This is a genomic window from Rathayibacter sp. AY1F8, assembly GCF_002932165.1.
Classification (GTDB): domain Bacteria; phylum Actinomycetota; class Actinomycetes; order Actinomycetales; family Microbacteriaceae; genus Rathayibacter.
The window spans coordinates 1-23,174 of sequence record NZ_PSVB01000019.1; the positions used below are offsets into that span (position 1 = coordinate 1).

The following is a 23,174-nucleotide window of genomic DNA, read 5'->3' on the forward strand; positions in this document are numbered from 1 at the left end:
GAGTTCGACCAGCAGGACCTGAGCTGGGCGGCCGCCCTCGTCTTCCCCCTGCTCGTCGGCGTCGCGCTGCTCGCCTCGGGCGCGACCGCCCTGCTCCGCGCCGCTGGTCCTCATGGCGTCCGGAGGCGCCTCGAGGAGTCCCGCGCCCGCGCCGCGGCCCTCGGGGGAGGCCCGGGCGCGCGCGGATGCAGCGCTCCCGGCGTCCTCCCGGCCTGCCTGCGGGTCGTCGTCGGCGCCCTCCTCCTGCTGGCCGCCGGCCCGGCCTACACCGCGGCCGCCCTCGTCGCCGCAGCCCTCTGCGCACTCGCCCTCGCGCACGCCGTCCGCCGCTTCGCCCAGGACTCGGAGGGCGACCCGCCCGCCCCGGCCGCGGTCGCCGCCACGGCCGCGCTGCTCGCCTTCGCCGCCGTCGCCGCGGCCCAGGGGATCCTCGGATTCACGGGCGTCCCGGCGCACCTCCGGGAGTTCGACCAGCAGGACCTGAGCTGGGCGGCCGCCCTCGTCGGAGTGGTCGCCGCGTGCGGCCTCCTGCAGCTGGCGGGACGCGCAGCGGAACCGGTGGCCGCACCGGCGGCGGGCGTCAGGCGGCGCGGCTGATGCTCGGAGCTCCGACGCTCGATGCGCCTCCGCACCTCGTCCTCGACGGCAGCGCGGTGCGGCTCGCGCCCGCGTGCGGCTCCGTCGCCGTGATCACCTTCTGGATGCAGTTCCACAACTCCGGCACCTCCGCCCTGCACGACCTCGCCCTGTTCTGCGGCTCCTTCACCGACGGCTCGGGCGCCGAGCTCGACTACGACGAGGCCCCGGTCACCGTCGTAGGCCGGCCCGAGCGGGTCGCCCCGGGAGCGGGGTTCGTGGCCGTCGCGCACTACACGATCGCGCCGCTGCGGGCGCCCCGGACGCTCCGCCACTCCATCGTGCTGCGGGGCCGCACGAGCGACGACCGGCCCTTCACCGACGTCGCCGCGCTCGAGGTCCACGTCGATCCGAGGCGCACTCCCGAGGTCAGGTTCCGTCCCCCGATGGCGGGATCCGACACCTTGCGGTGGAGGTGAGCGACGATGCGATCGCATGAAGACTTCTCACCACCGGGCCGGATCGGCCAGGGTAGAGGGATCGCGTCGTACGGAGGACGCGCCAGAGGAAAGGACTCCGCCGTGAGGGGAATCGCAGAAGGCAGCCGACCGATCGTCGATCGCGGGGTGTCCCGCCGGGACACGGCGGCGGCCGCGTGGCTGGCGCAGAGCGGCGTCGACGTCCGCGCGAACGGCGCGTTCCGCATCGTGGCCGACACCCTCTGCAGCGACGGCGTCGACGTGCTCCGGATCTGGCACTCGCCGGCCCGCCTGCACCGCACCTCCGCCGCCGGCCCGGGCGTCCGCCTGATCATCCCGCTCGAGGGCGCGCTCGTGATCCAGCCGGACGATCCGGCGGCGCTCGAGGTCCGCGTCGCGCCGGGCGACATCGCCTTCCTCCACTGCGACTCCCCGTTCACGATCGTGACCGACACCCCGAGCGCCCGCACCGAGATCGCCCTCGACCGCCCGCTGCTGGGTCTGGTCGACTCGGCCGACCGTGGCGCCGTCGTCACCGAGGCCGACGCGGCCAGCCGCGGCATCCTGCTCTCGACCGTCAACGCGACCTTCGGCTCCACCCTCGACGCCGACTCCCCCGCCTTCCCCCTGGTGCGGGCCGCCGTCGAGCAGCTGGCGGGCGCTGTGCTGGCGACCTCGCTGCCGCGCGAGAGCAGCGAGGACGTCTACACGCGCGCCCTCGCCCTGATCGCCGCGATGTCCACCGACCCCCGCCTCTCGGTCCAGGAGATCTGCGAGCGCCTCGGCGTCCCGAAGCGGACGCTGCAGCGCACCTTCGCGCGGAACGGCACCACCGTGTTCGACGAGATCCGCCGCGCACGCCTCACGACCGCGCGCGCCCTCCTCGGCGGGAGCGACTCCCCGCCCTCGCCCGAGCACGTGCTGAGCAGCTACGTCCGCTCGCAGCGCCTGCGCCGCGACCTGCTCCACCTCGAGACGGTGCCCGCCTCGAAGCTGGGCTGACGCCGGGGGCGAAGCTCTCCGGGTCGACAGCCTTGTCGGCGGCCGGCGACAAATGCGCGGGCGCACGCCTCCGGTCCGGAAGCTCCGGCTCGGAGGCACCGCCTCCGCAGCCGCCCCGCGGTCAACCCGGGTACGGCACCGACGCCGCCGGCCACCCCGAGGCCGCGAGCTCCGCGCGCAGACGATGGTGGTGCTGCACCGCGCCGAGGGAGTCGGTGCGGAAGGCGATGGCGAGGGCCGCGTCGGCCCAGTAGGCGTCCCAGCCGGAGTAGCGCTCGAAGACGCGGTCGCCGACCGCGGCCAGCAGCTCCCAGGCGCGCGCCGCCGGGAGGTAGCCGGCGACGTAGGCGTAGCGGATCGCGCCGATCGTGCGCTCGGCGTCGCCCGCGAGCAGGAGCAGCGGCGGACGCCCGTCGACCGCCTGGGCGAGCTCGAGGAGGTGGAACTCGCTGCCGCCCGTGAGCGCGGCGACCCGGGAGCGCATCCGCTCGGCGTCGGCGGAGGCCGAGACCTCGGCGAAGCGGGTCGAGAGCGGCCCGCGGGTGAGCACGTCGGCGACCAGCAGCTCCACGTCGTCGGCCGAGGCGATGCGGAAGTCGCGGTCGAGCGCGACCCGGTGCTCGACGAGCGGATGCAGCGGCAGCTGCTGCCAGGGCGCTCCTTTCGCTCCGTCGGCGTAGCGGCGCCGCAGCTCCTCCGGGAGCTCGGCCCAGGAGGGCTGGAACGCGAGGGAGGAGTTCCAGCCGGCGAACGAGAAGTCGCTGACCGCGTCGAGCGCGAGCAGCTGCTGCTGGCGGAGGGACGGGGTCGGCGAGTCGGCCGCGCCGAGGTAGGCGAGCTGCTCGCGGCGCGGCGCGCGCGCATCCCACTGCTGGAAGCCGACCGTGGCGGCGAGCAGCCCGAAGGCCAGAGCGAACGCGAACGCCGTGAACGCGACGACGCTCTCGCCGCCGCCGAGCGCGAGCCCCCATGCGAAGCCGACCAGGCCCACCGGAGCCGCGAAGGCCGTCACCAGGAGGGCGCGGCGTCCGGCGCCCTGCCCGCGCCGGTGCGCATCGGCCGCCCGCGCGTAGCGCAGCCGGGGTCGGACGGGGAACTCGACGTCTCCGGGATGGTTCTGCAGCGGCACGGTCGCAGCCTAGGGGCGCGGGTCCCGTCGATGTGTGCTTGCCTGGTCGCATGACTCTCGCCGAAGCACTCCTCGAGCGGGCCGACCTGCAGAAGCGGATCGAGGCCCTCCAGTCGCGGATCGTCGCGAACGCCTCCTACCAGGAGGGAGAGGAGCCGACCGAGGACCCGGCCGAGCTGCTCGCCGACTGCACGCGCGCACTGGGCGAGCTCGAGCGGCTGGTCACGGCGATCAACCTCACCAACGCGACGGCCACCACTCCCACCGGAGAGGTGCTGACCGCGGCGCTCGCCCGGCGCGAGGCCCTGCGCGCCCGGCACAGCCTCCTGACCCGCGCGGCCGACGCGGCCGCCGGCGAGCGCGGCTACCGCCAGCTCCGGAGCGAGCTGCGCCGCCTGCCCGCGCTGCCGGTGCGGGAGCTGCGCGAGCAGGCCGACGCCGTGGCGCGCGAGCTGCGCGGGCTCGACGCCGACGTCCAGAGGACGAACTGGGGGGTCGAGCTGCAGAGCTGACACGAGACGCGGTGAGTCGGTAGGCGCACCGGAGCGAGCACGCACCGTCGGGCCGGCGGTTCATCCGGCCCTCTGTCACGCGGTGGGCAGCGTCCCGGCTCCGGCCGTCACTCACAGCCCAGCACCGAGGACCGGTGACCGCGCAGACAGGACACCTCATCACCATGTGCTGGCCGGTGCGCCGAGGGCGGGTTCGGGGACCTCACCGCGTCTCGGGCGTGCGCGGACGCACGTAGGGTCGGGGCGGGATCTGCTCGAACGCGCACGTGGACGCACGCCGCGCTCGGGGCAGCGGCTCCTCGAACGGGCACGTGGACGCCTGCCGGGTCCGGGCCGGTGTCCGGCCGGTCGCGCCCGCCCTCCCCGCCGCTCAGTACTCGATGCGCCCGCGCCGGTCGTGGAACTCGCCCGTCGGCCCGTCGGAGCCGAGCAGGGCGAGCGCGACGGTCGCGTCCGTGCCCTCGGTGACGGTCTGGTGCCCGCCGTGTCCGTTGAAGTCGGTCGCGGTGTAGCCGGGGTCGCTCGCGTTGATCCGCATCGCCGGCAGGTTCTTCGCGTACTGCACGGTGAGCGCGACGACCGCCGCCTTCGATGCCGCGTAGGGGATCGCGGTGACGGGGAACTCGTCGTGGCCCTCGGTGCTCAGCCAGCGCGGCCAGCCGACTCCGGACGCCACGTTCACGACGACCGGGGCCGCGGAGGCCTGCAGCAGCGGGAGCGCGGCCTGTGTGACGCGGACGATGCCGACGACGTTCGTCTCGAGGACGCCCGCCATCGCCTCCGGGGTGAGGTCGTCGACGCCGAACGAGGTGCCCAGCACTCCGGCGTTGTTGACGAGCACGTCGAGCCCGGGCAGGGAGGCGATCGCGGAGTCGACGCTCGCCTGATCGGTGACGTCGAGGCGGACGGGGTGGGCGCCGAGCGCGCGGGCGGCGTCGCCGTCGGCGGTGTCGCGCATGCCGGCGTAGACGGTGTGGCCCGCCTCGAGGAGTCGGCGGGCGGTCTCGAGGCCGAGGGAGCGGTTCGCTCCGGTGATGAGTGTCGTGGTCATGGGCCCATCCTGCGCGGGTCGTCGGGCCTCGACCAGGCCGCGCTCGACGGGGGGACCTTCAGTACCTGGCTCGGCGACGGCGGGCGGAGGAGGATGGGCGGCATGGAGGAGTTCGCCACGGTGCTGCGCTCGTGGCGCGACCGCATCCGTCCCGCCGACGTCGGCCTGCCCGCGGGCTCGGGCCGCCGAGCCACGGGCCTGCGGCGCGAGGAGCTGGCGGCGCTCTCGGGAGTGAGCGTCGACTACCTGGTGCGGCTCGAGCAGGGACGCGCGCGGAACCCGTCGCCGTCGATGCTCCGCTCGCTCGCGGTGGCGCTCCGGCTCACGGACAGCGAGCGCGACCACCTCTACCGGGTCGCCGGTGCCGCCGTCCCCTCGCCGGGCGTCGTGCCGCAGCACGTGAGCCCGGGCGTGCAGCGGATCGTCGACCGCCTGGGCGACGTGCCGCTCGCGGTGTTCACGGCGGCCCACGACATCCTGCTGTGGAACCCGCTCTGGGCCGCCCTGAACGGCGACCCCTCGGTGTACACCGGGCTGGAGCGGAACCTCGTCTGGCGGCACTTCACCTCCGGCCACGCCGGCACCGAGTTCGACGCGCAGCACGAGGAGGACTTCGCGAGCGACCTCGCGGCCGACCTGCGCGCGGCGACCGGACGCTACCCGCGCGATCCGGCGCTCGCCGCCCTCGTCGCCCGGCTGCGCGAGGAGTCGCCCGAGTTCGAGCGGCGCTGGGCGGAGGCACGCATCGCCGAGCACCGCGCGAGCCGGAAGACGGTGACGCGGACGCCCGTCGGACCGATGACGATCGACTGCGACGTGCTCACGGCTCCGGGCACCGACCTGCGGATCGTCGTCTACACGGTGGCGCCGGGCAGTGAGGACGAGGCGCGGCTCGACCTGCTGCGGGTGACGGGGCTGCAGGCGCTGAGCACGGCGCCGGCGTGAAGCGGACGGGCTCGGCTGGGGCGCGCACAGCGGAGCGGGGTGGCTGAACCGGGCTGAGCTGAGTCGAGCGGGCCGAGCCGAGCCACCGGGCGGCGCAGGCTGGGCTCGTCCCACGGCGGGCGGGGCAGGCCGGGCTCATCCCACGGCGGGCGGGACCGGCCGGGCTCATCCCACGGCGGGCGGGACCGGCTCGGCGCGGCCGACGGCGCAACCTGCCGATGCGGGCGAGCGGCGGCGAGTGACGGCCGAGGTGGACGGCGAGACGCGTCCGCGGCGCCGACGTCCGCGTCCCCGGACCGCCCGCCACCCCTGCTCAAGACGAGCAGTACGCGGTGATGAACGCGTAGAGCTCGCCCTTCTGCTCGGGGGTCGCGGCGACGACGACGGTGCCCTGCCGGCCCGCGGTCTCGACGGTCATCGGCAGGCGGGTGCCGACCTTGTCCTCGGCGAGCGCGTGGGTGTCGCAGCGGGTGGGGACGGCGTCCAGGACCACGGAGTCGAGGGTCCCGGCGGGCACGGAGCGGTCGAGGGTCCAGGCGTCGGCGGCGTCGGGCGGCTGCAGCAGGATCGTGGCGTCGACGCTGCGGAGCACGAGGGGGGTGCCCCGGACGTCGGCGGTGATGGTGAGGCGCGCCGGCTCGTGCGCGGCGCCTCCGGACGTGTCGATACGCAGGGCGAGGTCGGCGTCGACGGTGCGGGCGAAGCATCCGGACCGGGCGAGAGCGTCGACGAACGAGAACGGGTCGTCGGCGGGGTACGCGTGCTCGCCGTGGCCGTCGATGGCGAGGACGACCTCGAGCGCAGTGGGCGCCTCCGCGACCGGGCAGGCAGGCTCGGGCACGTCGACGCGGAGGTCGCGCGAGGTCCCGTCGGGGACGCCCGTGCCGCCGGTCCAGGTGAGCGGGACGGCGAGGCGCGGGTCCACGAGGCGGGCCGCGGTGACCTCGATCGGGGCGCCGCTGCCGTTGTGGACCTCGAAGGCCATGGTGCCGCCGGCGATGTCGGAGCGGTTCTGCTGGACGGAGACGGTGACCCCGGGAGCCGGGGCGGACGGGGCGGAGGAGCGGGCCGGGTCGGGGGCGGCCTGAGCCGGGGTGGCGGTGGTCGGAGCCACGGCGGCCTCGGTGCCGCTCGGGGCGCCTGTCGCGCCTCCCGGCGCGCAGGCCGCGAGGGCGGGCAGGAGGAGCAGCGCGGCGGCGAGGGCGCGGAGGCGTCGCATCGTGCCTCCCTCCGCTCGCCGTCAGTCTGGCGCCCCGGACCCCTCTCCGCGAGCGGGCGCTCCGCCTCCCCAGCTCGATCGATGCGTCACGAACGGTCGCCACGGCGGGCGGATGACGACCGTTCGTGACGCATCGCCGGAGCGACAGGGGGTGAGGACGCGGGGACGCGCACCCATCCGGGTGTGCGCCCGCTCCGAAGAGAGGCGGGGATTTCAGGAGGAGACAGATGGCACGCGGCAGATGGCACGTCGGCACGATCGTCGCGCGAGTGCGCGCATCCGCAGCGATCGGGGCCTCCGGGCTCGACGCGGTGGAGAGGGCGGAGCGCCGGGCCGAGGTCCTGCGCATCGCCGGAGGAGTCGACTCCGGCCGTCTCGGCGACGACCAGGCGATCGCGGCGTTCGGCCGGATCGTCGACGGCCTGCAGAGCGACCTGCCCGGCTCGGCGCTCGGCGTCTAGCCCGCGAGGCCGGCGTCCCGGTACCCGCCCGGAGCGGACACCCGCCGAGCCGACATTCCGAGCCTCCGCGCGGCGCTGAGACCCGCCAAGCGAGCGTGCCGACGGCACACTGGGCGCGAAGACCCGCCAGCCCGGCACCCCGAGCGCCAGCCCGGCACCCCGAGCGCCCGCGCGCCGCGGAGCCCCGCTACCCCAGCGTCCCGAGCGCGATCCGCGGCAGCAGCCGCTGGATCGCGACGGCCGCCGCGCCGCGCGCCCACTCCACGAGCCCGCCGTCGTCGACGAGCAGCGCCAGGGGCGGAGCGTCCGGGTCGCGCGTGGCCGCGATCGCGGCGTCCACCACCGCGGCCTGCTCCGAGTAGAGGGCGACGCCCTCCCCGGCCAGGATCACCGTGCCGGACATCGAGAGGTTGCCGATCGCGGCGATCATCGTCCCGAGCGCGTTGCCGGAGTCGGCGAGGATGCGCTCGGCACCGGGGTCGCCCGCGCGAGCGGCGGCGAAGCCCTCGGCCAGGGTCAGCTCGCGGCCGGTGGCGACGAAGAGCTGGCGGAGGAGCGAGGGCAGGCTGAGCATCGCGGTCGAGCAGCCGCGGTGGCCGGCCTCGCAGACGGGGCCGGTGGGATCCAGCGGGTAGTGGCCGCCCAGGCCGAGCCCCGCCTCCGGGGGCGCGACCACCCGGTCGTGGACCACCAGTCCGTAGCCGACGCCCGCGCCGACCGTGAGCACCGCGAAGTGCGGGATGCCGCGGCCGCGCCCGAACCAGTGCTCGGCGCCCGTGAGCGCGACCACGTCGTTCTCGAGGGCGACCGGCAGCCCGAGGGCGGCGGAGAGCGGAGCGGCGAGGTCGACGTCGCGCCAGCCGAGGAACGGCGCGCGGCTCACCCGGCCGTCGGCGGCGATGCTCCCGCCGAGCGTCACGCCCAGGCCGGCGAAGGCGGAGGGGCCGCCGAGCTCGTCGACGACCGAGACGATCGCGGCGATCACGTCGGCGGGCTCCGTGCCCGGCAGCGGGCGGACCAGCTCCCGCTCGGTGCGCGCGCGCAGGTCGGTGCGGACGGCGAGGACCTCGGTGCCGGTGATCTTCACGCCCGCGAAGCTCAGCGCGTCGGCGCGGATGTCGAGCGGGCGGGCGGGGCGGCCGACTCCGGTGCTCTGCTCGGGGCCCTCGACGACCAGGCCGCCGTCGAGGAACGGGCGCGCGAGCCGGGTCAGGCTGGCGGGCGAGAGGCCGAGGCGGCGGCCGAGCTCGGCCCGCGAGACGGGACCGTGGATCAGGACCTCGCGCGCCAGGAGCTCGGAGGAGCTCCCGGAGGCGTCCTCGGCGACGATGGTGTCGGTCACGGGGCTCCTTCTTTCCGGCCTGGTAGAAAGCTACCGGCACTGCGCCGAACCAGGAACGGATCCGGCCACTCCTGCCGCTCTTGACACCCCTATTACTTCTGCTCTAGAAATAAGCCATGCACCGCAGCATCGCCCCCACGAACGACTCCGTGACCCTCTCCGGCCGGGAATCGCGCCTCTTCCACTTGCAGGACGGGGGCACCAGCGTCGTCGTCGACGCCCGCCTCGTCACCTTCCCCACTATCGTGCACTGGGGCGCCGCGCTCGGAGATCTTTCCGCCGCCGAACTATCCGCCCTGGCCGACGCCGCCCTCCCCCAGCGCGTCTCGGGCGGGCTCGACGCCTTCGCGCCGTTCGGGCTCGTCGCCGTCGAGGCCGACGGCTGGCAGCACGCCCCCACCTTCGAGGGCACCCACGAGCGCGCGGCCGCGTCGGAGCGGTTCGAGGTCGAGAGCATCGAGGCGCTCGGCTCCGCCCTCCGGACCGTCGCCACCGGCGCGGGCGTGCGCCTGACCGTGGACCTCGAGGTCGACGCGGCCGGCCTGCTCACCCAGCGCGCCCGGGTCGAGAACCTCGACGCCCGCCCGTTCCGCCTCGAGCGCTTCGAGCTCGGCTTCCCGCTCCCCGCGACCGCGCGCGAGATCCTCGACACCACCGGGCACCACCTCCGCGAGCGCCACCCGCAGCGCCGCCCGCTGACCATCGGCGAGCACACCCGCCGCACCCGCCGCGGCCGCCCCGGCGCCGACGCGACCCTCCTCCTCGCCGCGGGCACGCCCGGCTTCGGCTGGGAGCGCGGGCTCGTGCACGGCGTCCACCTGGGTTGGAGCGGCGACACCTCGCTCCGCGCCGAGCGCACCGTCGAGGGCGTCTCGCTCCTCGCGGCCGGCGAGCTGCTGCGGCCCGCCGAGATCGAGCTCGCGCAGGGCGAGAGCTACGAGACCCCGGTCGCCTACGGCTCCTGGGGCGACGGGCTCAGCGCTCTGCAGGCCCGGTTCCACGCGTCGCTCCGCGCCCGCCCGCAGCACCCCGTCGCTCCGCGGCCCGTCACCCTCAACACCTGGGAGGCCGTCTACTTCGACCACGACCTCGCTCGCCTCACCGCCCTGGCCGAGCGGGCCGCGCGGATCGGGGTCGAGCGCTTCGTGCTCGACGACGGCTGGTTCCTCGGCCGCCGCGACGACACCGCCGCGCTCGGCGACTGGACCGTCGATCCCGCGGTCTGGCCGGAGGGCCTCACCCCGCTGACGGACGTCGTCACCGGCCTGGGCATGCAGTTCGGCCTCTGGGTGGAGCCCGAGATGATCAGCCCCGACTCCGACCTGGCCCGCGCGCACCCGGAGTGGATCCTCGGCCCGGCCGGCCACCTCCCGGCCTCGGGGCGGCAGCAGCAGGTCCTCGACCTCTCGCAGCGCGGGGCGTTCGAGCACGTGCTCGACGCCCTCGACGCGCTGCTGATCGAGTACCCGATCGCGTACCTCAAGTGGGACCACAACCGCGACGTCATCGAGGCGGTCTCGCCCGCCACCGGCCGCTCCGCCGTCCACGAGAACGTCCTCGCGCTCTACCGCCTGCTCGACGAGCTGCGGTCCCGGCATCCCGGCGTCGAGATCGAGTCGTGCGCCTCCGGGGGCGCCCGCGTCGACCTCGGGATCCTCGCCCGCACCGACCGCATCTGGACGAGCGACTGCATCGACCCGCTCGAGCGGCAGACCATCCAGCCCTTCACCCAGCTGGTGGTGCCGCCCGAGCTGATGGGGCAGCACATCGGAGGGCCGCGGTCGCACTCGACGCAGCGCACCCACTCGCTCGCCTTCCGCGCCGGCACCGCGCTGCCCGGCCACCTCGGCATCGAGTGGGACGTCTCGGATCTCGCCCCCGCCGTCGAGGAGGAGCTGACCGCCTGGGTCGCCTTCCACCGCGAGCACCGGGCGCTGCTGCACACCGGGACGGTCGTGCGCGCCGACCTCGCCGACGACGCCGCCTCGCTCTCCGGAGTCGTCGCCACCGACCGCTCCGCCGCCCTCTTCACCTTCGCCCAGCTCCGCACCGGCGAGACCTACCCGCCCGGCCGGATCACGCTCCCGGGCCTGGACCCGGAGCGCACCTACTCCGTGGCGCTCGCCCCGGTCACGTCGCCGCTCGGCGGCCCCGGGCAGTCGCCGCTCGGCTGGGCCGAGCACGGGACCGCGCTCCGCGGCCGCGTGCTGGGCACCGTCGGGCTCCAGGCCCCCGTCCTCGATCCGGAGCAGCTCGTCGTGCTCGTGCTCACCGCCCTCTGACCCGCCCTCCCGGCTCCGGAGCCGACCCGCTCCACGGCCGCCGCACCTGCTCTCGCACCGCCCTCCGCGGTCGAGCGCGCCCTGAGACCTGTCCCCACGCGCAAGGAGGCGCCGCATGTCCGCTCATCCGCATCCCCCCGGGTTCTCCCGGCGGCTGTTCCTCTCGGTGCCGCTCGCCGCGGCGTCCGCCGCCGCCCTCGCCTCCTGCGCCTCCTCCGGCGCCGGCGACGGAGTGACCACGCTCGACTTCTTCCAGTTCAAGGCGGAGGCGGTGGAGGACTTCGCGCGGATCATCCGCGAGTTCGAGGCGGCCAACCCGGACATCCGGGTCATCGCCAACAACGTGCCCGACCCCGACACGGCCATCCGCACCCTGCTCGTCAAGGACAAGGTGCCGGACGTGCTGACCCTGAACGGCAGCGGCTACTACGCCGACCTCGCGAAGGCCGGCGTGTTCCACGACTTCACCGGCGACGAGCTGGTCGAGCGGGTGAACCCGGCGGCCCTCGACATCCTCGCCGCCCTCGGCAGCTTCGAGGGGAAGGAGGTGAACGCGCTCGCCTTCGCGAACAACGCGGACGGGATCCTCTACAACCGCACGATCTTCGCCGAGAACGGGATCGAGGTGCCGACCACCTGGGACGAGCTGATCGCCGTCTGCGAGACGCTCACCGCCGCCGGGATCACTCCCTTCTACGGCGCCCTGCTCGACAACTGGACCGGCGCCCCCGCCTTCAACGCGCTCGGCGGGCAGCTGCAACCGGACGGCTTCTTCGACGCGATGCGCGAGGAGGGAGCGGCGCTCGGCCCCGACTCCCCCGTCTCGTTCACCAAGGACTACGCGACGACGATGGAGCGGCTCGGGCAGCTCTTCTCGTACACGCAGGAGGGCTCGTTCGGCCGCGGCTACGACGACGGCAACCAGGCCTTCGCCGCGGGCGAGGCGGCCATGTACCCGCAGGGCATCTGGGCGATCAACCCGGTGCGCACGAACAACCCGGACATCGACCTCGGCGTCTTCCCCTACCCGGTGCTAGACGACCCCGCGGACACGCGGGTCACCTCGGGCGTCGACGTGGCCGTCGCCATCGGCCGCGGCACCCCGAAGCTCGACGCGGCCCGCCGCTTCGTCGACTTCCTGCTGACCCCCGGAGTGGTCGAGCCGTACGTCGCGAGCCAGGCCGCCTTCTCGCCGCTGGTCGGCGCCGCACCCAACTCGGACCCCACGCTGGCCGAGCTGCAGCCCTACTTCGAGCAGGGACGGCTGATCGGCTTCGTCGACCACCAGATCCCCGCGAGCATCCCGCTCAACCCCACGCTCCAGGCGTTCCTCGCCAGCGGGGACGCCGACGCGGCGCTCCGGACCCTCGACAGTGAGTGGCGCAAAGTCGCGGCACGCACGACCAGGAAGTGACCCCATGACCACGACCACGACGGCCGCCGCGCAGGCGGTGGCGACCACTCCTCCGCCGCCCGCGCGCCGCAAGCGCACCATCGGCCGCACCTCGAAGACCTTCTACTGGATGACGGTCCCCGCCGTCCTGCTCTTCTTCGTGCTCCACACGGTCCCGGTCCTCACCGGAATCTTCTTCAGCTTCACGGACTACGCGGGCTACGGCTCGTGGGATCTGATCGGCGCCTCGAACTACCTCGCGCTCCTCCAGGACGACCGCGTCTGGAAGGCCTACGGGTTCACCTTCGGCTTCGCGATCGTGGCGACCGTGCTGGTGAACGTGATCTCGCTCGCCATCGCCGTCGCCCTCAACGCGCGGATCAAGTTCCAGACGGCGTTCCGCGGGATCTATTTCATCCCCTACGTGCTCTCGACCCTGGTCATCGGCTACGTGTTCCAGTACCTCTTCGCGAACTCGCTGCCGCAGATCCTCGGCGCGATCCCGGTGATCGGCGAGAACATCCTCGCGAACGCCGACTGGGCGTGGGTGGCGATCGTGGTGCTGGCGGTCTGGCAGGCCTCGGCCTTCTCGATCATCATCTACCTCGCCGGACTCCAGACGATCCCGGGCGAGCTCTACGAGGCGACCTCGCTCGACGGAGCGGGGAGGTGGCGGCAGTTCACCTCGATCACGTTCCCGCTGATCGCCTCCTTCTTCACGATCAACATGGTCATCTCGATGAAGAACTTCCTCCAGGTGTTCGACCACATCATCGCCCTCACCAACGGCGGTCCCGGCACCTCGACGGAGTCGATCACGCTGCTGATCTACCGCGGCGGCTTCCAGGGCGGCGAGTACGCCTATCAGACGGCCAACGCCGTCCTCTACTTCCTCATCATCATCGTGGTCTCGCTGATCCAGTTCCGAGTCCTCAGCCGCAGAGAGGCGTCGTTCTGATGACATCGACCATCACCCCCACGACCGCCATCGCCCTCGGCGAGCCCGAGGGGCGGCGCCGGCCCTCCCGCGACACCTACCGGATCAACTGGTGGGCGACCGCGCTCATCGCGGTCTGCTCGCTGACGATCCTCCTGCCGCTCTACTTCGCCGTCGTGACCGCGCTGAAGACGCCCGACCAGCTCGGCGGCACCGGGTTCGAGCTGCCGACCTCGATCTCGTGGGGCAACTTCGCCGAGGCGTGGACGGCGACCCGCTTCCCGCAGGCCTTCGTGAACACCGCGCTGATCACGGTCGGAGCCGTCGTGCTGACGCTGTTCTCGAACTCGATGGTCGCCTACGCGGTCGCCCGGAACATGCACAGGCCGTTCTTCAAGGGCGTCTACTTCTACCTGCTCGCCGCGGTCTTCGTGCCGTTCCCGATCATCATGCTGCCGGTGGTGAAGGAGACGGCCCTGCTGGGCCTGGACAACCAGGCCGGGCTGATCCTGCTCTACGCCGTGTTCGGGCTCTCGATCAACACGTTCATCTACACCGCCTTCATCCGCTCGATCCCCATCGAGCTCGAGGAGGCGGCGCGCACCGACGGCGCCTCGACCTGGCGGACCTACTGGCAGGTGATCTTCCCGCTGCTCGGCCCGATGAACGCGACCGTCGGGATCCTGACCTGCGTGTGGGCGTGGAACGACTTCATCCTGCCGCTCGTGGTGCTCTCGGACCCGTCCGCCCGCACCCTGCCGCTGGCCGAGTACGTCTTCCAGGGGCAGTTCAACACGAACTACACCGTCGCCTTCGCGTCCTACCTGATGGCGATGGCGCCGCTGCTGATCGTGTACCTCTTCGCGCAGCGCTGGGTGGTCAGCGGAGTGATGCGCGGGTCGATCAAGTAGCGGTCGCGGCGAGCGCCGCCTCGAGCAGGTCCGTGAGCACGGTGCCTCGCGAGCCCGCGTCCTCCGGGTGCCACTGCACGCACCAGAGCGGCGCGGACTCGTGCTCGAGGGCCTCGACGGTGCCGTCATCGGCGCGGCCGACCACGACGAGGCCCTCGCCGGGACGGTCGACGGCCTGGTGGTGGGAGCTGCGGACGTCGAGCTCGGCGGCGCCGAGGATGCGAGCGAGGGCGCTGCCCGGCTCGAGCGCCACGCGGTGGTCGACCATCCCGGACAGGTGCTCGCCGGGGACCGACCGGCCGACGTGACCGGCGCCGGGCAGGTGCTGCACGAGGTCGCCGCCGAGAGCGACGTTGACCAGCTGCATCCCGCGGCAGATCCCGACCAGCGGGGTCCGCGTCTCGACGGCACGGCGGACGAGCGCGATCTGCGCGCGGTCGGCGGCGGGGAAGGACTGGCCGCGGTGCGGGTCGTCGGGCCGGCCGCCGTAGAGGGACGGGTCGACGTCCTCGCCCCCTGTGACCACGACGGCGTCGGCGGCGGCGAGCCGGCGCTCGAGCTCGGCGGCGCCGGCCTGCTCGGCCGGGACGCGGTCGACCACGAAGCCCGCGGCGGTGGCGGCCGAGACGACGCTCGCGGTCAGCAGCTGCAGCTCGATCTCGAACTCGGGATCCTCGCGGCCGCCGTCGGCGACGTCGACGACGAGCAGGACGGGGCGGTCGGAGGCCATGCGGACATCGTGCCACCCGGCCGGCTCCTGCAGAACGTCGGCGGAGAGGAGGGCCTGTGCGTCGGCGGGCGAGGGATCGCGCTCTCGGCGGGCGTTCTGCACGAGCCCGCAGACCTCTCCCGGGGTCTGGTCAGGATCCGGTACCGCGATCTAGGATGTTCACTTTCACATCCCGTGCGAAGACGCACACCTCCGCGGCCCTGCGGATCGTGCCTCGACGCCGCACCCGATCACGAGGGCCTATCTGCATGAGACGATCACGATCGGCGGTGAGGACCGCTCTGGCGGTCGCGACCGTCGCCGCCACGGCGCTGCTCGGCGCCACGGTCCCCAGCTCCGCCTTCGGAGCCACCGAGACCCCGCTCCTCCACTACACGTTCGACACCGCCCCCACCGGCACCACGGTCGCCGACACCAGCGGCAACGGCTACAGCGCGACGCTGCGCGGCTCCGGGGCCCAGTTCCGCAACGGGCTCATCAGCCTCCCCGGCGGATCCGCCGCGGCCGCCCCCTACCTCGAGATCCCCACCGCCGGCCTCGTCGGCAAGAAGGACCTGACCTTCTCCACCTGGCTCGCCCACAAGGGCGGCACGGGCAACGTCGCCGCCGCGTTCGTCGGAGCGCCCGTCGCCTCCGGCGCCTCGTTCTCCTCCGGCTACTGGCTGCTCAACCCGAGCAACCTCTCCGGCTACACCAAGTCGGTCGTCACCAACTCGGTCAACGCGGGCGCTCCCTACAACACCGAGGTCGGCGCCGGAGCGACGGGCACCCCGACCGTCGGCGCGCGCACCCCCTCGGGCCTCTCGCTCTACACGACCGTCATCGACGGCTCGACCGGCAAGCTCACCGTGTACGTCAACGGCGCGCAGATCTCGCAGAGCACGATCGCCCGCGACGTCTCCTCGTTCGGCCCGTCGCTCGTCGCGTACATCGCGCGCTCGACCTACAACGACCCGGGCTGGAACGGCGAGATGGACGACTTCGCCGTCTACGACAGCGCCCTCAGCAGCAGCTCCGTGCAGGCGCTCTACTCCTCGCAGGCCCTCGACCGCGCCGTCGCGTCGGTCACGGTGCCCACGGAGGCGACCGCCGGCTTCACGGTGCCCACCACCGCCAGCGGCGTCGGCATCACCTGGACGTCGAACAGCGCGGCCGTCGCGATCACCGGCGGCACCGCGACCGTCACGCGCCCCGCCGCGGGACAGCCGGACGCCACCGCCACCCTCACCGCCACCTACAGGGTCGGCACCGAGACCCGCTCGGTCGACTACGCGGTGCGCGTCGCCGCGCAGCTGGACGACGCGACGAAGGTCCAGCGCGACCTCGCCGCGATCGCCATCCCGAACGTCGGCGACATCCGGACGAACGTCTCGGTGCCCACCACCGGCACGCTCGGCTCGAGCATCGCCTGGAGCGTCGTCAGCCCGAGCGGAGCGACCGTCCGCGACGGCAGCGCCGCCGGCACCCGCACCATCGACGTCGACCGCCCCGCGACCGGGAGCCCCGCGATCGACGTGGTCGTCCGCGCGACCGCGACCAGCGGATCCACCACCCGGACCCGCGACTTCACCCTCCGGGTGCAGCCGCTCCCCGCCGGCACCGACGACACCGAGGCGTACGTCTGGGCGTTCTTCACCGGAGAGGGCGACGGCGCCGAGCGCATCAGCCTCGCCGCCTCGAAGGGCAACGACGCGCTGAGCTGGAACACGCTGAACGGCGGCAAGCCGGTCTTCACCTCGAACCTGGGGACGATGGGCCTGCGCGACCCGTTCATCATCCGCTCGCACGAGGGCGACAAGTTCTTCATGCTCGCCACCGACCTGAAGATCGACGGGCTCCCCGGCGGCTTCGACACCGCGCAGAAGTCGGGGTCGAAGTACATCGAGGTCTGGGAGTCGACCGACCTGGTGAACTGGTCCGCCCAGCGCCACGTCAAGGTCTCCACCGACTTCGCCGGCAACACCTGGGCCCCCGAGGCGTACTGGGACGACGAGCTCCAAACCTACGTCGTCTTCTGGGCCTCGAACATGTACCCGACCACGAACACGGCCGATCGCGCCTCCGTCACCTACAACCAGATGATGTACGCGACGACCGAGGACTTCACCTCCTTCTCGGAGGCGAAGCCGTGGATCGACGTCAAGCGCGGCGCCGGCAAGGGCACCATCGACTCGACGGTCGCGAAGGACGGCGACACCTACTACCGCTTCACCAAGGACGAGGCGTCGATGACCCTCCGCGAGGAGAAGAGCACCGACCTGCTGGCCACCGTCTCGGGCTCGCTGCCCGGCACCGGCGGACCGGCGGACGAGTGGTCGCTGGTCAAGGAGAAGGTGGCCTCGGGCCTGCCCAACGGCGAGCCCGGGAAGACCTTCACCAGCGGTGAGGGCCCCAACGTCTTCCCCGCCAACGAGGGCGACGTGAACGGCCTCGACTGGTTCCTCTTCATCGACCAGCCGAACTACCACGACGGGCCGAACCACTACATCCCGTTCGGCACCGACGACCTCGCGAACGGCGACTCCTGGCAGCCGCTCGGAGCGAAGCTCCGCACGGGCCTGCCGCAGAACGCCGACGGCGGCAAGCCGCGCCACGGCACGGTCATCCCGGTGACGCGCTCCGAGTACCAGAAGGTGCTCGAGGGCTACGCCCCCGGCCTGGCCGTCGCCTCGGTCGCTCCGCTGACCGCGACGACCACGGTCGGCACCGCGCCGGCCCTGCCCCGCGCCACGATCACGACCGCCGCCGGCACCACCAGCACGGTCGACGTGGCCTGGGACGCCGTCGCGCCCGCCGCCTACGCCACGGCCGGGACCTTCACGGTCTCGGGCGTCGCGCAGGACGCGTCTCGCATGCCGGTGCAGGTCACGGTCACCGTGCAGTCCTCGCTGAAGGTGAGCGCGACCGCCACGTCGCGCTGCGTCGCCGGCAAGATCGTGCTGACGGTCGTCGGCAAGAACGGCGACACGGTGCCGATGGACGTCTCGATCAGCACCCCGGAGGGCGTGAAGACGATCGCCGGAGTGAAGCCGGGCGCCTCCGGCTCCGCCGCGTTCACGGTGCGCTCGACGCAGCTCGCCGCGGGCGAGGCGACGGTCACCGGCACGGCCACGGTCGGCGGCAAGACCGTCACGGCCACGGCCACCGCGCCCTACAGCGCGCGCAGCTGCGGCTGACGCACGGCACTCCTCGGGAGCCCGTCGCACCTCACCGGTGCGGCGGGCTCCCGTCGTCGTGCGGGGGGAGCCGGGAAACCGCCCTGACGCCGAGACGCCGCCGCCTCGGCCGCGCTTCGACGGACGGCGCGGCGCCTCGTCACGCGGGCGGGCCCGGGGCGGCCCGCCCGGCGTCATCCGGCGACGGCTGCCGGTCCGGCTTCGAGCAGGTCGCGGACGCTGCGCGGCTCGCGTCCGAGGAGGCGCCCGAGCTCGGGGCCAGTGCCCGCGAAGAAGCCGCGCTCGGCCGCCTGGTGCATCCCGAGGGTGAAGCGCACGAGGAACTCGGGCTGACCCGCCGCGACGCGCGCGGCGACCCACTCGTCGTCGCCGAGGACACGCAGCTCGACGGGTCGCCCGCCGACCTCGGCCGCGATCCCGGCGATCTCCTCGAACGTCGGAGCCTCCGTCGCGGTCAGCATGATCGGCCCGTCCTGCGGGCTCCCCGAGAGGAGGAGCCGGGCGGCCGCCTCCGACTCGTCCTCGCGGGCCGTCCACGAGACGCGACCGTCCGAGGGGACCTCGATCACGCCGGTCTCCCGCCACGGTCCGAGGAACAGACCCAGGCTGTGCGCGTAGAAGCCGTTGCGGAGCGACGTCCAGGCGAGTCCGGACTCGGCGAGCAGGCGCTCGGTCGCCGCGTGGTCCCGGCCCGGGCCGAAGGGGGTGTCGGCGGCGGCGCCCTGGTGGCTCGTGTAGAGGACCCGTCCGACTCCGGCCGCGACGGCCGCCTCGACGGCGGTGCGGTGCAGGGCGACGGCGTCGGCCCGCGGATCGCTCGAGGAGACGAGGAGCAGCTGATCCGCTCCGTCGAAGGCGCCCGGGAGGGAGGCGGGGTCGGCGTAGTCGCCGACGCGCACCTCCACTCCGCGCTCCGCGAAGCGGGCGGCCTTCGAGGCGTCGCGGGCGACGACGGCGATTCCGGAGGCGGGGACGGAGTTGAGAAGGTGGTCGACGGTGGCGCCGTTCAGAGCGCCGGTGGCACCGGTCACGATGATCATGGGGAGAGCCTTCCGATGAGGGGTATCAGCGATACCACGACGAAGATAACCACGGAATTCCACTGATAGCAACCGTGCGCTACCGTCGATACGTGATCAGCCCCACTCCCCCGACCGACACGCGCCTGCGCATCGTCGAGGCGGCCGCCGGCCTCCTCCGCGATGAGGGCCCCGCCGCCGTCACCACGCGAGCGGTCGCCCAGGCGGCCGGGCTGCAGGCCCCGGCGATCTACCGCCTCTTCGGCGACAAGGACGGCCTGCTCGAGGCGGTCGCGGAGCACGTGCTGGCCACCTGGGTCGACTCCAAGGCGCGGACGGTCGAGGCGGCCGTCGCCGGGGGCGTCGACCCGGTCGAGGACCTGCGCGCAGGCTGGGCCGCGCAGGTGGAGTTCGGCCTGGCCAACCCCGCGCTCTTCCGCCTCCTCAGCGATCCGGGCCGCGCCTCCGGATCGCCGGCCGCCCTCTCCGGGCGGCGGGTCCTCGCCGCGCGCGTGCAGCGAGTGGCCGCCGAGGGCCGCCTCCGCGTGCCGGAGGAGCGCGCCGTCGGCCTCATCCAGGCGGCGGGCACCGGCGTGGTCACCACCCTGCTCTCCACCCCCGCCGCCGACCGCGACCCCGGTCTCGCCGACGCCGCGCTCGACAGCGTGCTCGCGGGGATCCTCACCGACCCGCCCTCCCCCGGCGACGGCGGGCGGCTCACCGCCCTCGTCGGCGTCCGGGCCCTCGCGCCGGAGCTCGCCGGCCTCACGCCCGCGGAGCGCCTGCTGCTCGCGGACTGGCTCGACCGTGCCCTCGCGGCGGCCGCGCAGGAGTGACGGGCACGCAGGAGTGACGGGCACGCAGGAGTGACGGGCGCGCTTCCACCACAGGAGCGACGAGCGCCGTCCCGCCGTGGAAACGAAGGCGCCTCCGTCCCGCAGAGACGCGGGCTTCGCGGCTAGGCGCGCTTGCCGTCGGGCGGGAGGATCGACGCCTGGATGAGCGGCACGGGGAAAGGAGGGCATGTTGAAGCTGTGGAGCGCGTCGAACGCGTTCCTCTACCTCGGCAGCGTCAAGGAGAACGACTTCCTGCAGAACGTCTCCGAGCTCGTCAGTGACTACGACCGCGAAACGACCTCCGCCAGCTACAACAAGGGCGTCCGCTCGACCTCGACCGCCTTGAAGCGCGAACGGATCCTGACCGTGGACGAGCTCGGAGCGATGCCCCGCGGCCGCGCCGTGATGCTCTCCACCGGATCGAGGGCCGCGCTGCTGCGCACCGTGCCCTGGTACGAGGGCACGAAGGAGAAAGTCGCAGCGATCAAAGCCAGACGTGTTCTCGGGCGCGGACCGGCTCGTCGCTGACGAATGTGCTTGTGCTACGCGCTGCGGCGGGAGATGAGCGAGTGCTCGACGACGACCTCGCTCGGGTGCGCCGGAGGGCCGTTCCGGATGCGCTGAGCGAGGAGGTCGACGGCCGTCTTGGCGATCTGGCGGCTGCCGGGATCGATCGTGGTGAGGGCGGGTATCGCGTAGGCGGCGGCGGTGACGTTGTCGAAGCCGACGACCGCGATGTCCTCCGGTACGCGGATGCCGCGAACGTGCAGCGCGTGCAGTGCCCCGAAGGCCAGGGTGTCGTTGAAGCAGAAGACGGCGTCCAGAGGGACGCGGGAGTCGAGCAGCTGCGTCATCGCGACGGCGCCGTCGGCGTGGTGCCACTCGGTGGCGACCGCGACGAGGGCGGGGTCGAACGGGATCGCGTTCGCCTCGAGGGCACCGCGGTATCCGTCCAAGCGGAGTGCTGCGGCGCTGACGGATCCGCCGGCGGGGTTGCTGCCGATCGCGGCAATGCGCCGGTGTTGGCGGTCGATCAGGTACTGCGTGGCGGTGGCCGCGGCGGCTGTGTTCGCCATGGTCACGTGATCGACCGGGCCGTCGAAGATCCTGTCGCCCAGGAGAACGAGTGGGCGGTCCCCGACGAGTACTTTCTCGTCTCCGGGGCCGAGTGCGTGAGGCTGGAAGATCAGTCCGTCCGACAGCTGGCGGCTGGAGCCGGAGAGGACGGCGATCTCGGCGTCTCGGCGCGCTCCGGTCTGCTGGATGATCACGGTCCAGCCGTGCCGCTCGGCCTCCGACATGATGACCGTCGCGAGCTGGCCGAAGTACTCGATCGCGAGATCCGGGATCGCGAGGGTGATGAGCCCGGTCTGGCCGGTGCGCAGTCCGCGCGCGGAGACGTTGAGTTGGTATCCGAGATCGCGGACTGCCTTGAGGACGAGATCGCGGGTCTCGGGTCTGACGTTGGCGTTGCCGCTGAGCACGTTGGAGACCGTGCGAGCGGTGACGCCTGCAGCAGCGCCGACATCGGCCATGGTCACCGGGCGGGTTCGCGATCGCGGCATCGGCATTATTCCTCCCATGAGCGTTCCCCGATCATCCCAGGTCGACGGTCGGCGAGAGGCGCACGGTCACCCAGGCGATGGCGGGGATCCGGAACGAGAGGACGCCGTCGGACAGCGCAACGGCGAGGAGTCGCGGAGTGACGGTGTCGGGGAGCTCCGCCGAGTTCGTCGCGAACGGGTCCTCGTGTCGGAGGATCAGCGCCTCCGTCACGGTGAGGGCGGGGAACGCGGTGAGGTCGACCGTGGTCTCCGTGACGCCGTCGGTCGCGCGGTTGACGATCATCAGGTCGAGGGAGCCGTCGGCGTGTGCCGCTGCGGCGAAGGCGAGGACGGGAGCGGAGTCCTCGCCCCCTCCCGTGCTGTCCGCCTCGACGACGGTCCGGAGCGCGGTCGCGCCGGCGGAACGCCGTGCCTGGGCGAACGGCCAGAAGGTGCTCTGCCGCCAGGCGGGGCCGTCCGGTTCGGTCATGATCGGACCGATGACGTTCACCAGCTGAGCCATGCTCGCTGCACGGACGATGTCGGCTCTGTTGATCATGCTGATGAGCATGTCGCCCACGACGACGGCGTCCGCTGCCGTGTAGCGGTCCTCGAGGAGTCGGGGCGCCTCCTCCCATTCGAGCCCTCCGGCGACGCGCTCGTCGTGGGCGACGAAGTCCCACACGTTCCACTCGTCGAAGGAGATGGCGATCGGACGCTCTGATCGCGTCTGTGCGCGCACCTGTCCGATCGTGTCGGCGATGGCGGTGATGAAGCGGTCCATCGCGACGCCGGAGGCGAGGAACGCGGCCAGGTCGCCGTCGTAGCGGAAGTACTGGTGGCAGGACACGAAGTCGACGTGCTCGATCGTGTGCAGCAGTACCTCCTGCTCCCAGGCTCCGAAGGTGGCCATCCGGTCGTTCGAGCTGCCGCAGACGATCAGTTCGAGGCAGGGGTCGAGTGCGCGCATGGCGGCGGCGGTGCGGGCGGCGAGACGCCCGTACTCGTCGGCGCTCAGGTGGCCGATCTGCCACGGCCCGTCCATCTCGTTGCCGATGCACCAGAGACGGATGCCGTGCGCCTCGTCGGCGCCGTTCGCGCGCCGCTCGTCCGAGAGAGTGGTGCCGCCGGGGTGGTTCGCGTACTCCAGCAGGTGCAGGGCCGAGCGGATTCCGTCGGTCCCGAGGTTCAGCGCCATCATCGGCTCGACGCGTGCCGCCCGGCACCAGCGGACGAACTCGTCGACCCCGAAGCGGTTCGGCTCGACGGTGTGCCAGGCAGGATCGAGCCGGACGGGACGGTCCTCGACCGGACCGATGCCGTCGCGCCAGTCGTACGCCGAGACGAAGTTACCGCCCGGGTAGCGGACGGTCGTGACCCCGAGCTCCTCGACGAGCGCGAGGACGTCGGTGCGGAATCCGTCGGCGTCGGCACTCTCGTGCGAAGGATCGAGCAGGCCGCCGTACACGCCTCGGCCCAGGTGCTCCACGAACGATCCGAAGAGCCGCGGATCGATCGTCCCGACCGTGAAGGCGGGGTGCACGATGCCGTGCGCTCGGTGGACGGGGTGCGAGGTCATGGCCATTCCGTTTCATCGATGAACTGGTGCGCACAGTATGCACGCCTCGA

The 23,174-nt window shown here is 73.2% G+C and carries 20 protein-coding genes and 1 pseudogene; 13 read left to right on the top strand and 8 right to left on the bottom strand.

The genetic code is table 11. The annotated features are described in order from the left end of the window. From C5C35_RS17020 to C5C35_RS12970, 3 genes and pseudogenes are all read left to right on the top strand, one after another. Positions 1–597: pseudogene (locus tag C5C35_RS17020) on the top strand (hypothetical protein); the annotation flags it as partial. Next, a complete protein-coding gene (locus C5C35_RS12965) occupies positions 597–1,055 on the top strand; it encodes a hypothetical protein (RefSeq protein ID WP_104227480.1) in 459 nt (152 codons plus the stop codon). The pseudogene C5C35_RS17020 and the gene C5C35_RS12965, both read left to right, overlap by 1 nt. 147 nt (positions 1,056–1,202) lie before the next feature. After that, entirely contained in the window at positions 1,203–2,057 is an 855-nt protein-coding gene (locus C5C35_RS12970) for a helix-turn-helix domain-containing protein (protein WP_181027279.1), read from the top strand. A 121-nt stretch (positions 2,058–2,178) separates the two neighbouring features. On the opposite strand, the gene C5C35_RS12975 is transcribed toward C5C35_RS12970, so the two are convergent. Next, positions 2,179–3,186, bottom strand: a complete 1,008-nt coding sequence (locus tag C5C35_RS12975; protein ID WP_104224022.1) for a DUF1266 domain-containing protein — start codon at positions 3,184–3,186, stop codon at positions 2,179–2,181. Positions 3,187–3,236: 50 nt separating this feature from the next. Between C5C35_RS12975 and C5C35_RS12980 the strand changes: the two genes are divergently transcribed. Further along, complete coding sequence (locus C5C35_RS12980) at positions 3,237–3,698, top strand: DIP1984 family protein (protein WP_104224023.1); 462 nt, start codon at positions 3,237–3,239, stop codon at positions 3,696–3,698. Between the two features lie 370 nt (positions 3,699–4,068). On the opposite strand, the gene C5C35_RS12985 is transcribed toward C5C35_RS12980, so the two are convergent. After that, a complete protein-coding gene (locus C5C35_RS12985) occupies positions 4,069–4,749 on the bottom strand; it encodes an SDR family NAD(P)-dependent oxidoreductase (protein ID WP_104232897.1) in 681 nt (226 codons plus the stop codon). A 102-nt stretch (positions 4,750–4,851) separates the two neighbouring features. Between C5C35_RS12985 and C5C35_RS12990 the strand changes: the two genes are divergently transcribed. After that, on the top strand, positions 4,852–5,694 hold the full coding sequence (locus tag C5C35_RS12990; RefSeq protein WP_104263244.1) for a helix-turn-helix transcriptional regulator: 843 nt from the start codon (positions 4,852–4,854) through the stop codon (positions 5,692–5,694). A gap of 313 nt (positions 5,695–6,007) precedes the next feature. Here C5C35_RS12990 and C5C35_RS12995 read toward each other — a convergent pair whose 3' ends face one another. Beyond that, positions 6,008–6,913, bottom strand: a complete 906-nt coding sequence (locus C5C35_RS12995; protein WP_104263245.1) for a hypothetical protein — start codon at positions 6,911–6,913, stop codon at positions 6,008–6,010. Between the two features lie 227 nt (positions 6,914–7,140). On the opposite strand from C5C35_RS12995, the gene C5C35_RS13000 reads away from it, so the two are divergent. Then, positions 7,141–7,374 (top strand): hypothetical protein, encoded by a 234-nt coding sequence (locus tag C5C35_RS13000; RefSeq protein ID WP_104232900.1) that lies wholly within the window; start codon positions 7,141–7,143, stop codon positions 7,372–7,374. Positions 7,375–7,561: 187 nt separating this feature from the next. Here C5C35_RS13000 and C5C35_RS13005 read toward each other — a convergent pair whose 3' ends face one another. Continuing rightward, positions 7,562–8,716 (bottom strand): ROK family transcriptional regulator, encoded by a 1,155-nt coding sequence (locus C5C35_RS13005; protein WP_104260513.1) that lies wholly within the window; start codon positions 8,714–8,716, stop codon positions 7,562–7,564. 116 nt (positions 8,717–8,832) lie between these two features. Between C5C35_RS13005 and C5C35_RS13010 the strand changes: the two genes are divergently transcribed. From C5C35_RS13010 to C5C35_RS13025, 4 genes are all read left to right on the top strand, one after another. Continuing rightward, positions 8,833–10,998, top strand: coding sequence for an alpha-galactosidase (locus C5C35_RS13010; protein WP_104263246.1), 2,166 nt, complete (start codon positions 8,833–8,835; stop codon positions 10,996–10,998). Between the two features lie 115 nt (positions 10,999–11,113). Continuing rightward, positions 11,114–12,412, top strand: a complete 1,299-nt coding sequence (locus C5C35_RS13015) for an ABC transporter substrate-binding protein (protein WP_104263247.1) — start codon at positions 11,114–11,116, stop codon at positions 12,410–12,412. A 4-nt stretch (positions 12,413–12,416) separates the two neighbouring features. Next, positions 12,417–13,349 carry a carbohydrate ABC transporter permease gene (locus C5C35_RS13020; protein ID WP_104225874.1) on the top strand — a complete coding sequence of 311 codons (933 nt, stop codon included), beginning with the start codon at positions 12,417–12,419 and terminating at the stop codon, positions 13,347–13,349. Next, positions 13,349–14,239 (top strand): carbohydrate ABC transporter permease, encoded by an 891-nt coding sequence (locus C5C35_RS13025; protein ID WP_347877594.1) that lies wholly within the window; start codon positions 13,349–13,351, stop codon positions 14,237–14,239. Before C5C35_RS13020 ends, C5C35_RS13025 begins: the two co-directional genes overlap by 1 nt. On the opposite strand, the gene C5C35_RS13030 is transcribed toward C5C35_RS13025, so the two are convergent. Then, the gene (locus C5C35_RS13030; protein WP_104255231.1) at positions 14,232–14,969 is read right to left on the bottom strand and encodes a gamma-glutamyl-gamma-aminobutyrate hydrolase family protein; all 738 of its coding nucleotides are present in this window, start codon (positions 14,967–14,969) and stop codon (positions 14,232–14,234) included. The genes C5C35_RS13025 and C5C35_RS13030 overlap by 8 nt on opposite strands. Positions 14,970–15,238: 269 nt before the next feature. Between C5C35_RS13030 and C5C35_RS13035 the strand changes: the two genes are divergently transcribed. Further along, a complete protein-coding gene (locus tag C5C35_RS13035; RefSeq protein ID WP_181134947.1) occupies positions 15,239–18,145 on the top strand; it encodes an immunoglobulin-like domain-containing protein in 2,907 nt (968 codons plus the stop codon). Positions 18,146–18,318: 173 nt separating this feature from the next. Here the strand turns inward: C5C35_RS13035 and C5C35_RS13040 are convergent, their stop codons facing one another. Continuing rightward, complete coding sequence (locus C5C35_RS13040) at positions 18,319–19,185, bottom strand: NAD(P)H-binding protein (protein WP_104263250.1); 867 nt, start codon at positions 19,183–19,185, stop codon at positions 18,319–18,321. 92 nt (positions 19,186–19,277) lie between these two features. Between C5C35_RS13040 and C5C35_RS13045 the strand changes: the two genes are divergently transcribed. Both C5C35_RS13045 and C5C35_RS13050 read left to right on the top strand, forming a co-directional pair. Continuing rightward, entirely contained in the window at positions 19,278–20,000 is a 723-nt protein-coding gene (locus tag C5C35_RS13045) for a TetR/AcrR family transcriptional regulator (protein WP_104263251.1), read from the top strand. Between the two features lie 187 nt (positions 20,001–20,187). After that, positions 20,188–20,529: a TraM recognition domain-containing protein gene (locus C5C35_RS13050; RefSeq protein ID WP_104247249.1), complete on the top strand. Its 342-nt coding sequence runs from the start codon at positions 20,188–20,190 to the stop codon at positions 20,527–20,529. A 14-nt stretch (positions 20,530–20,543) separates the two neighbouring features. Here C5C35_RS13050 and C5C35_RS13055 read toward each other — a convergent pair whose 3' ends face one another. Both C5C35_RS13055 and C5C35_RS13060 read right to left on the bottom strand, forming a co-directional pair. Then, positions 20,544–21,566, bottom strand: a complete 1,023-nt coding sequence (locus tag C5C35_RS13055; RefSeq protein WP_104263276.1) for a LacI family DNA-binding transcriptional regulator — start codon at positions 21,564–21,566, stop codon at positions 20,544–20,546. Between the two features lie 31 nt (positions 21,567–21,597). After that, positions 21,598–23,124: an alpha-N-arabinofuranosidase gene (locus tag C5C35_RS13060; protein WP_104247258.1), complete on the bottom strand. Its 1,527-nt coding sequence runs from the start codon at positions 23,122–23,124 to the stop codon at positions 21,598–21,600. Between the last annotated feature and the right edge of the window lie 50 nt (positions 23,125–23,174).

Excerpts from the sequence above, each read along its gene's own strand:
- C5C35_RS12965 (WP_104227480.1), top strand. The coding sequence starts at position 597 with ATGCTCGGAGCTCCGACGCTCGATGCGCCTCCGCACCTCGTCCTCGAC.
- C5C35_RS12980 (WP_104224023.1), top strand. The coding sequence starts at position 3,237 with ATGACTCTCGCCGAAGCACTCCTCGAGCGGGCCGACCTGCAGAAGCGG.
- C5C35_RS12985 (WP_104232897.1), bottom strand. The coding sequence starts at position 4,749 with ATGACCACGACACTCATCACCGGAGCGAACCGCTCCCTCGGCCTCGAG.
- C5C35_RS12990 (WP_104263244.1), top strand. The coding sequence starts at position 4,852 with ATGGAGGAGTTCGCCACGGTGCTGCGCTCGTGGCGCGACCGCATCCGT.
- C5C35_RS12995 (WP_104263245.1), bottom strand. The coding sequence starts at position 6,913 with ATGCGACGCCTCCGCGCCCTCGCCGCCGCGCTGCTCCTCCTGCCCGCC.
- C5C35_RS13000 (WP_104232900.1), top strand. The coding sequence starts at position 7,141 with ATGGCACGCGGCAGATGGCACGTCGGCACGATCGTCGCGCGAGTGCGC.
- C5C35_RS13010 (WP_104263246.1), top strand. The coding sequence starts at position 8,833 with ATGCACCGCAGCATCGCCCCCACGAACGACTCCGTGACCCTCTCCGGC.
- C5C35_RS13015 (WP_104263247.1), top strand. The coding sequence starts at position 11,114 with ATGTCCGCTCATCCGCATCCCCCCGGGTTCTCCCGGCGGCTGTTCCTC.
- C5C35_RS13020 (WP_104225874.1), top strand. The coding sequence starts at position 12,417 with ATGACCACGACCACGACGGCCGCCGCGCAGGCGGTGGCGACCACTCCT.
- C5C35_RS13025 (WP_347877594.1), top strand. The coding sequence starts at position 13,349 with ATGACATCGACCATCACCCCCACGACCGCCATCGCCCTCGGCGAGCCC.
- C5C35_RS13030 (WP_104255231.1), bottom strand. The coding sequence starts at position 14,969 with ATGGCCTCCGACCGCCCCGTCCTGCTCGTCGTCGACGTCGCCGACGGC.
- C5C35_RS13040 (WP_104263250.1), bottom strand. The coding sequence starts at position 19,185 with ATGATCATCGTGACCGGTGCCACCGGCGCTCTGAACGGCGCCACCGTC.
- C5C35_RS13050 (WP_104247249.1), top strand. The coding sequence starts at position 20,188 with ATGTTGAAGCTGTGGAGCGCGTCGAACGCGTTCCTCTACCTCGGCAGC.
- C5C35_RS13055 (WP_104263276.1), bottom strand. The coding sequence starts at position 21,566 with ATGCCGCGATCGCGAACCCGCCCGGTGACCATGGCCGATGTCGGCGCT.
- C5C35_RS13060 (WP_104247258.1), bottom strand. The coding sequence starts at position 23,124 with ATGACCTCGCACCCCGTCCACCGAGCGCACGGCATCGTGCACCCCGCC.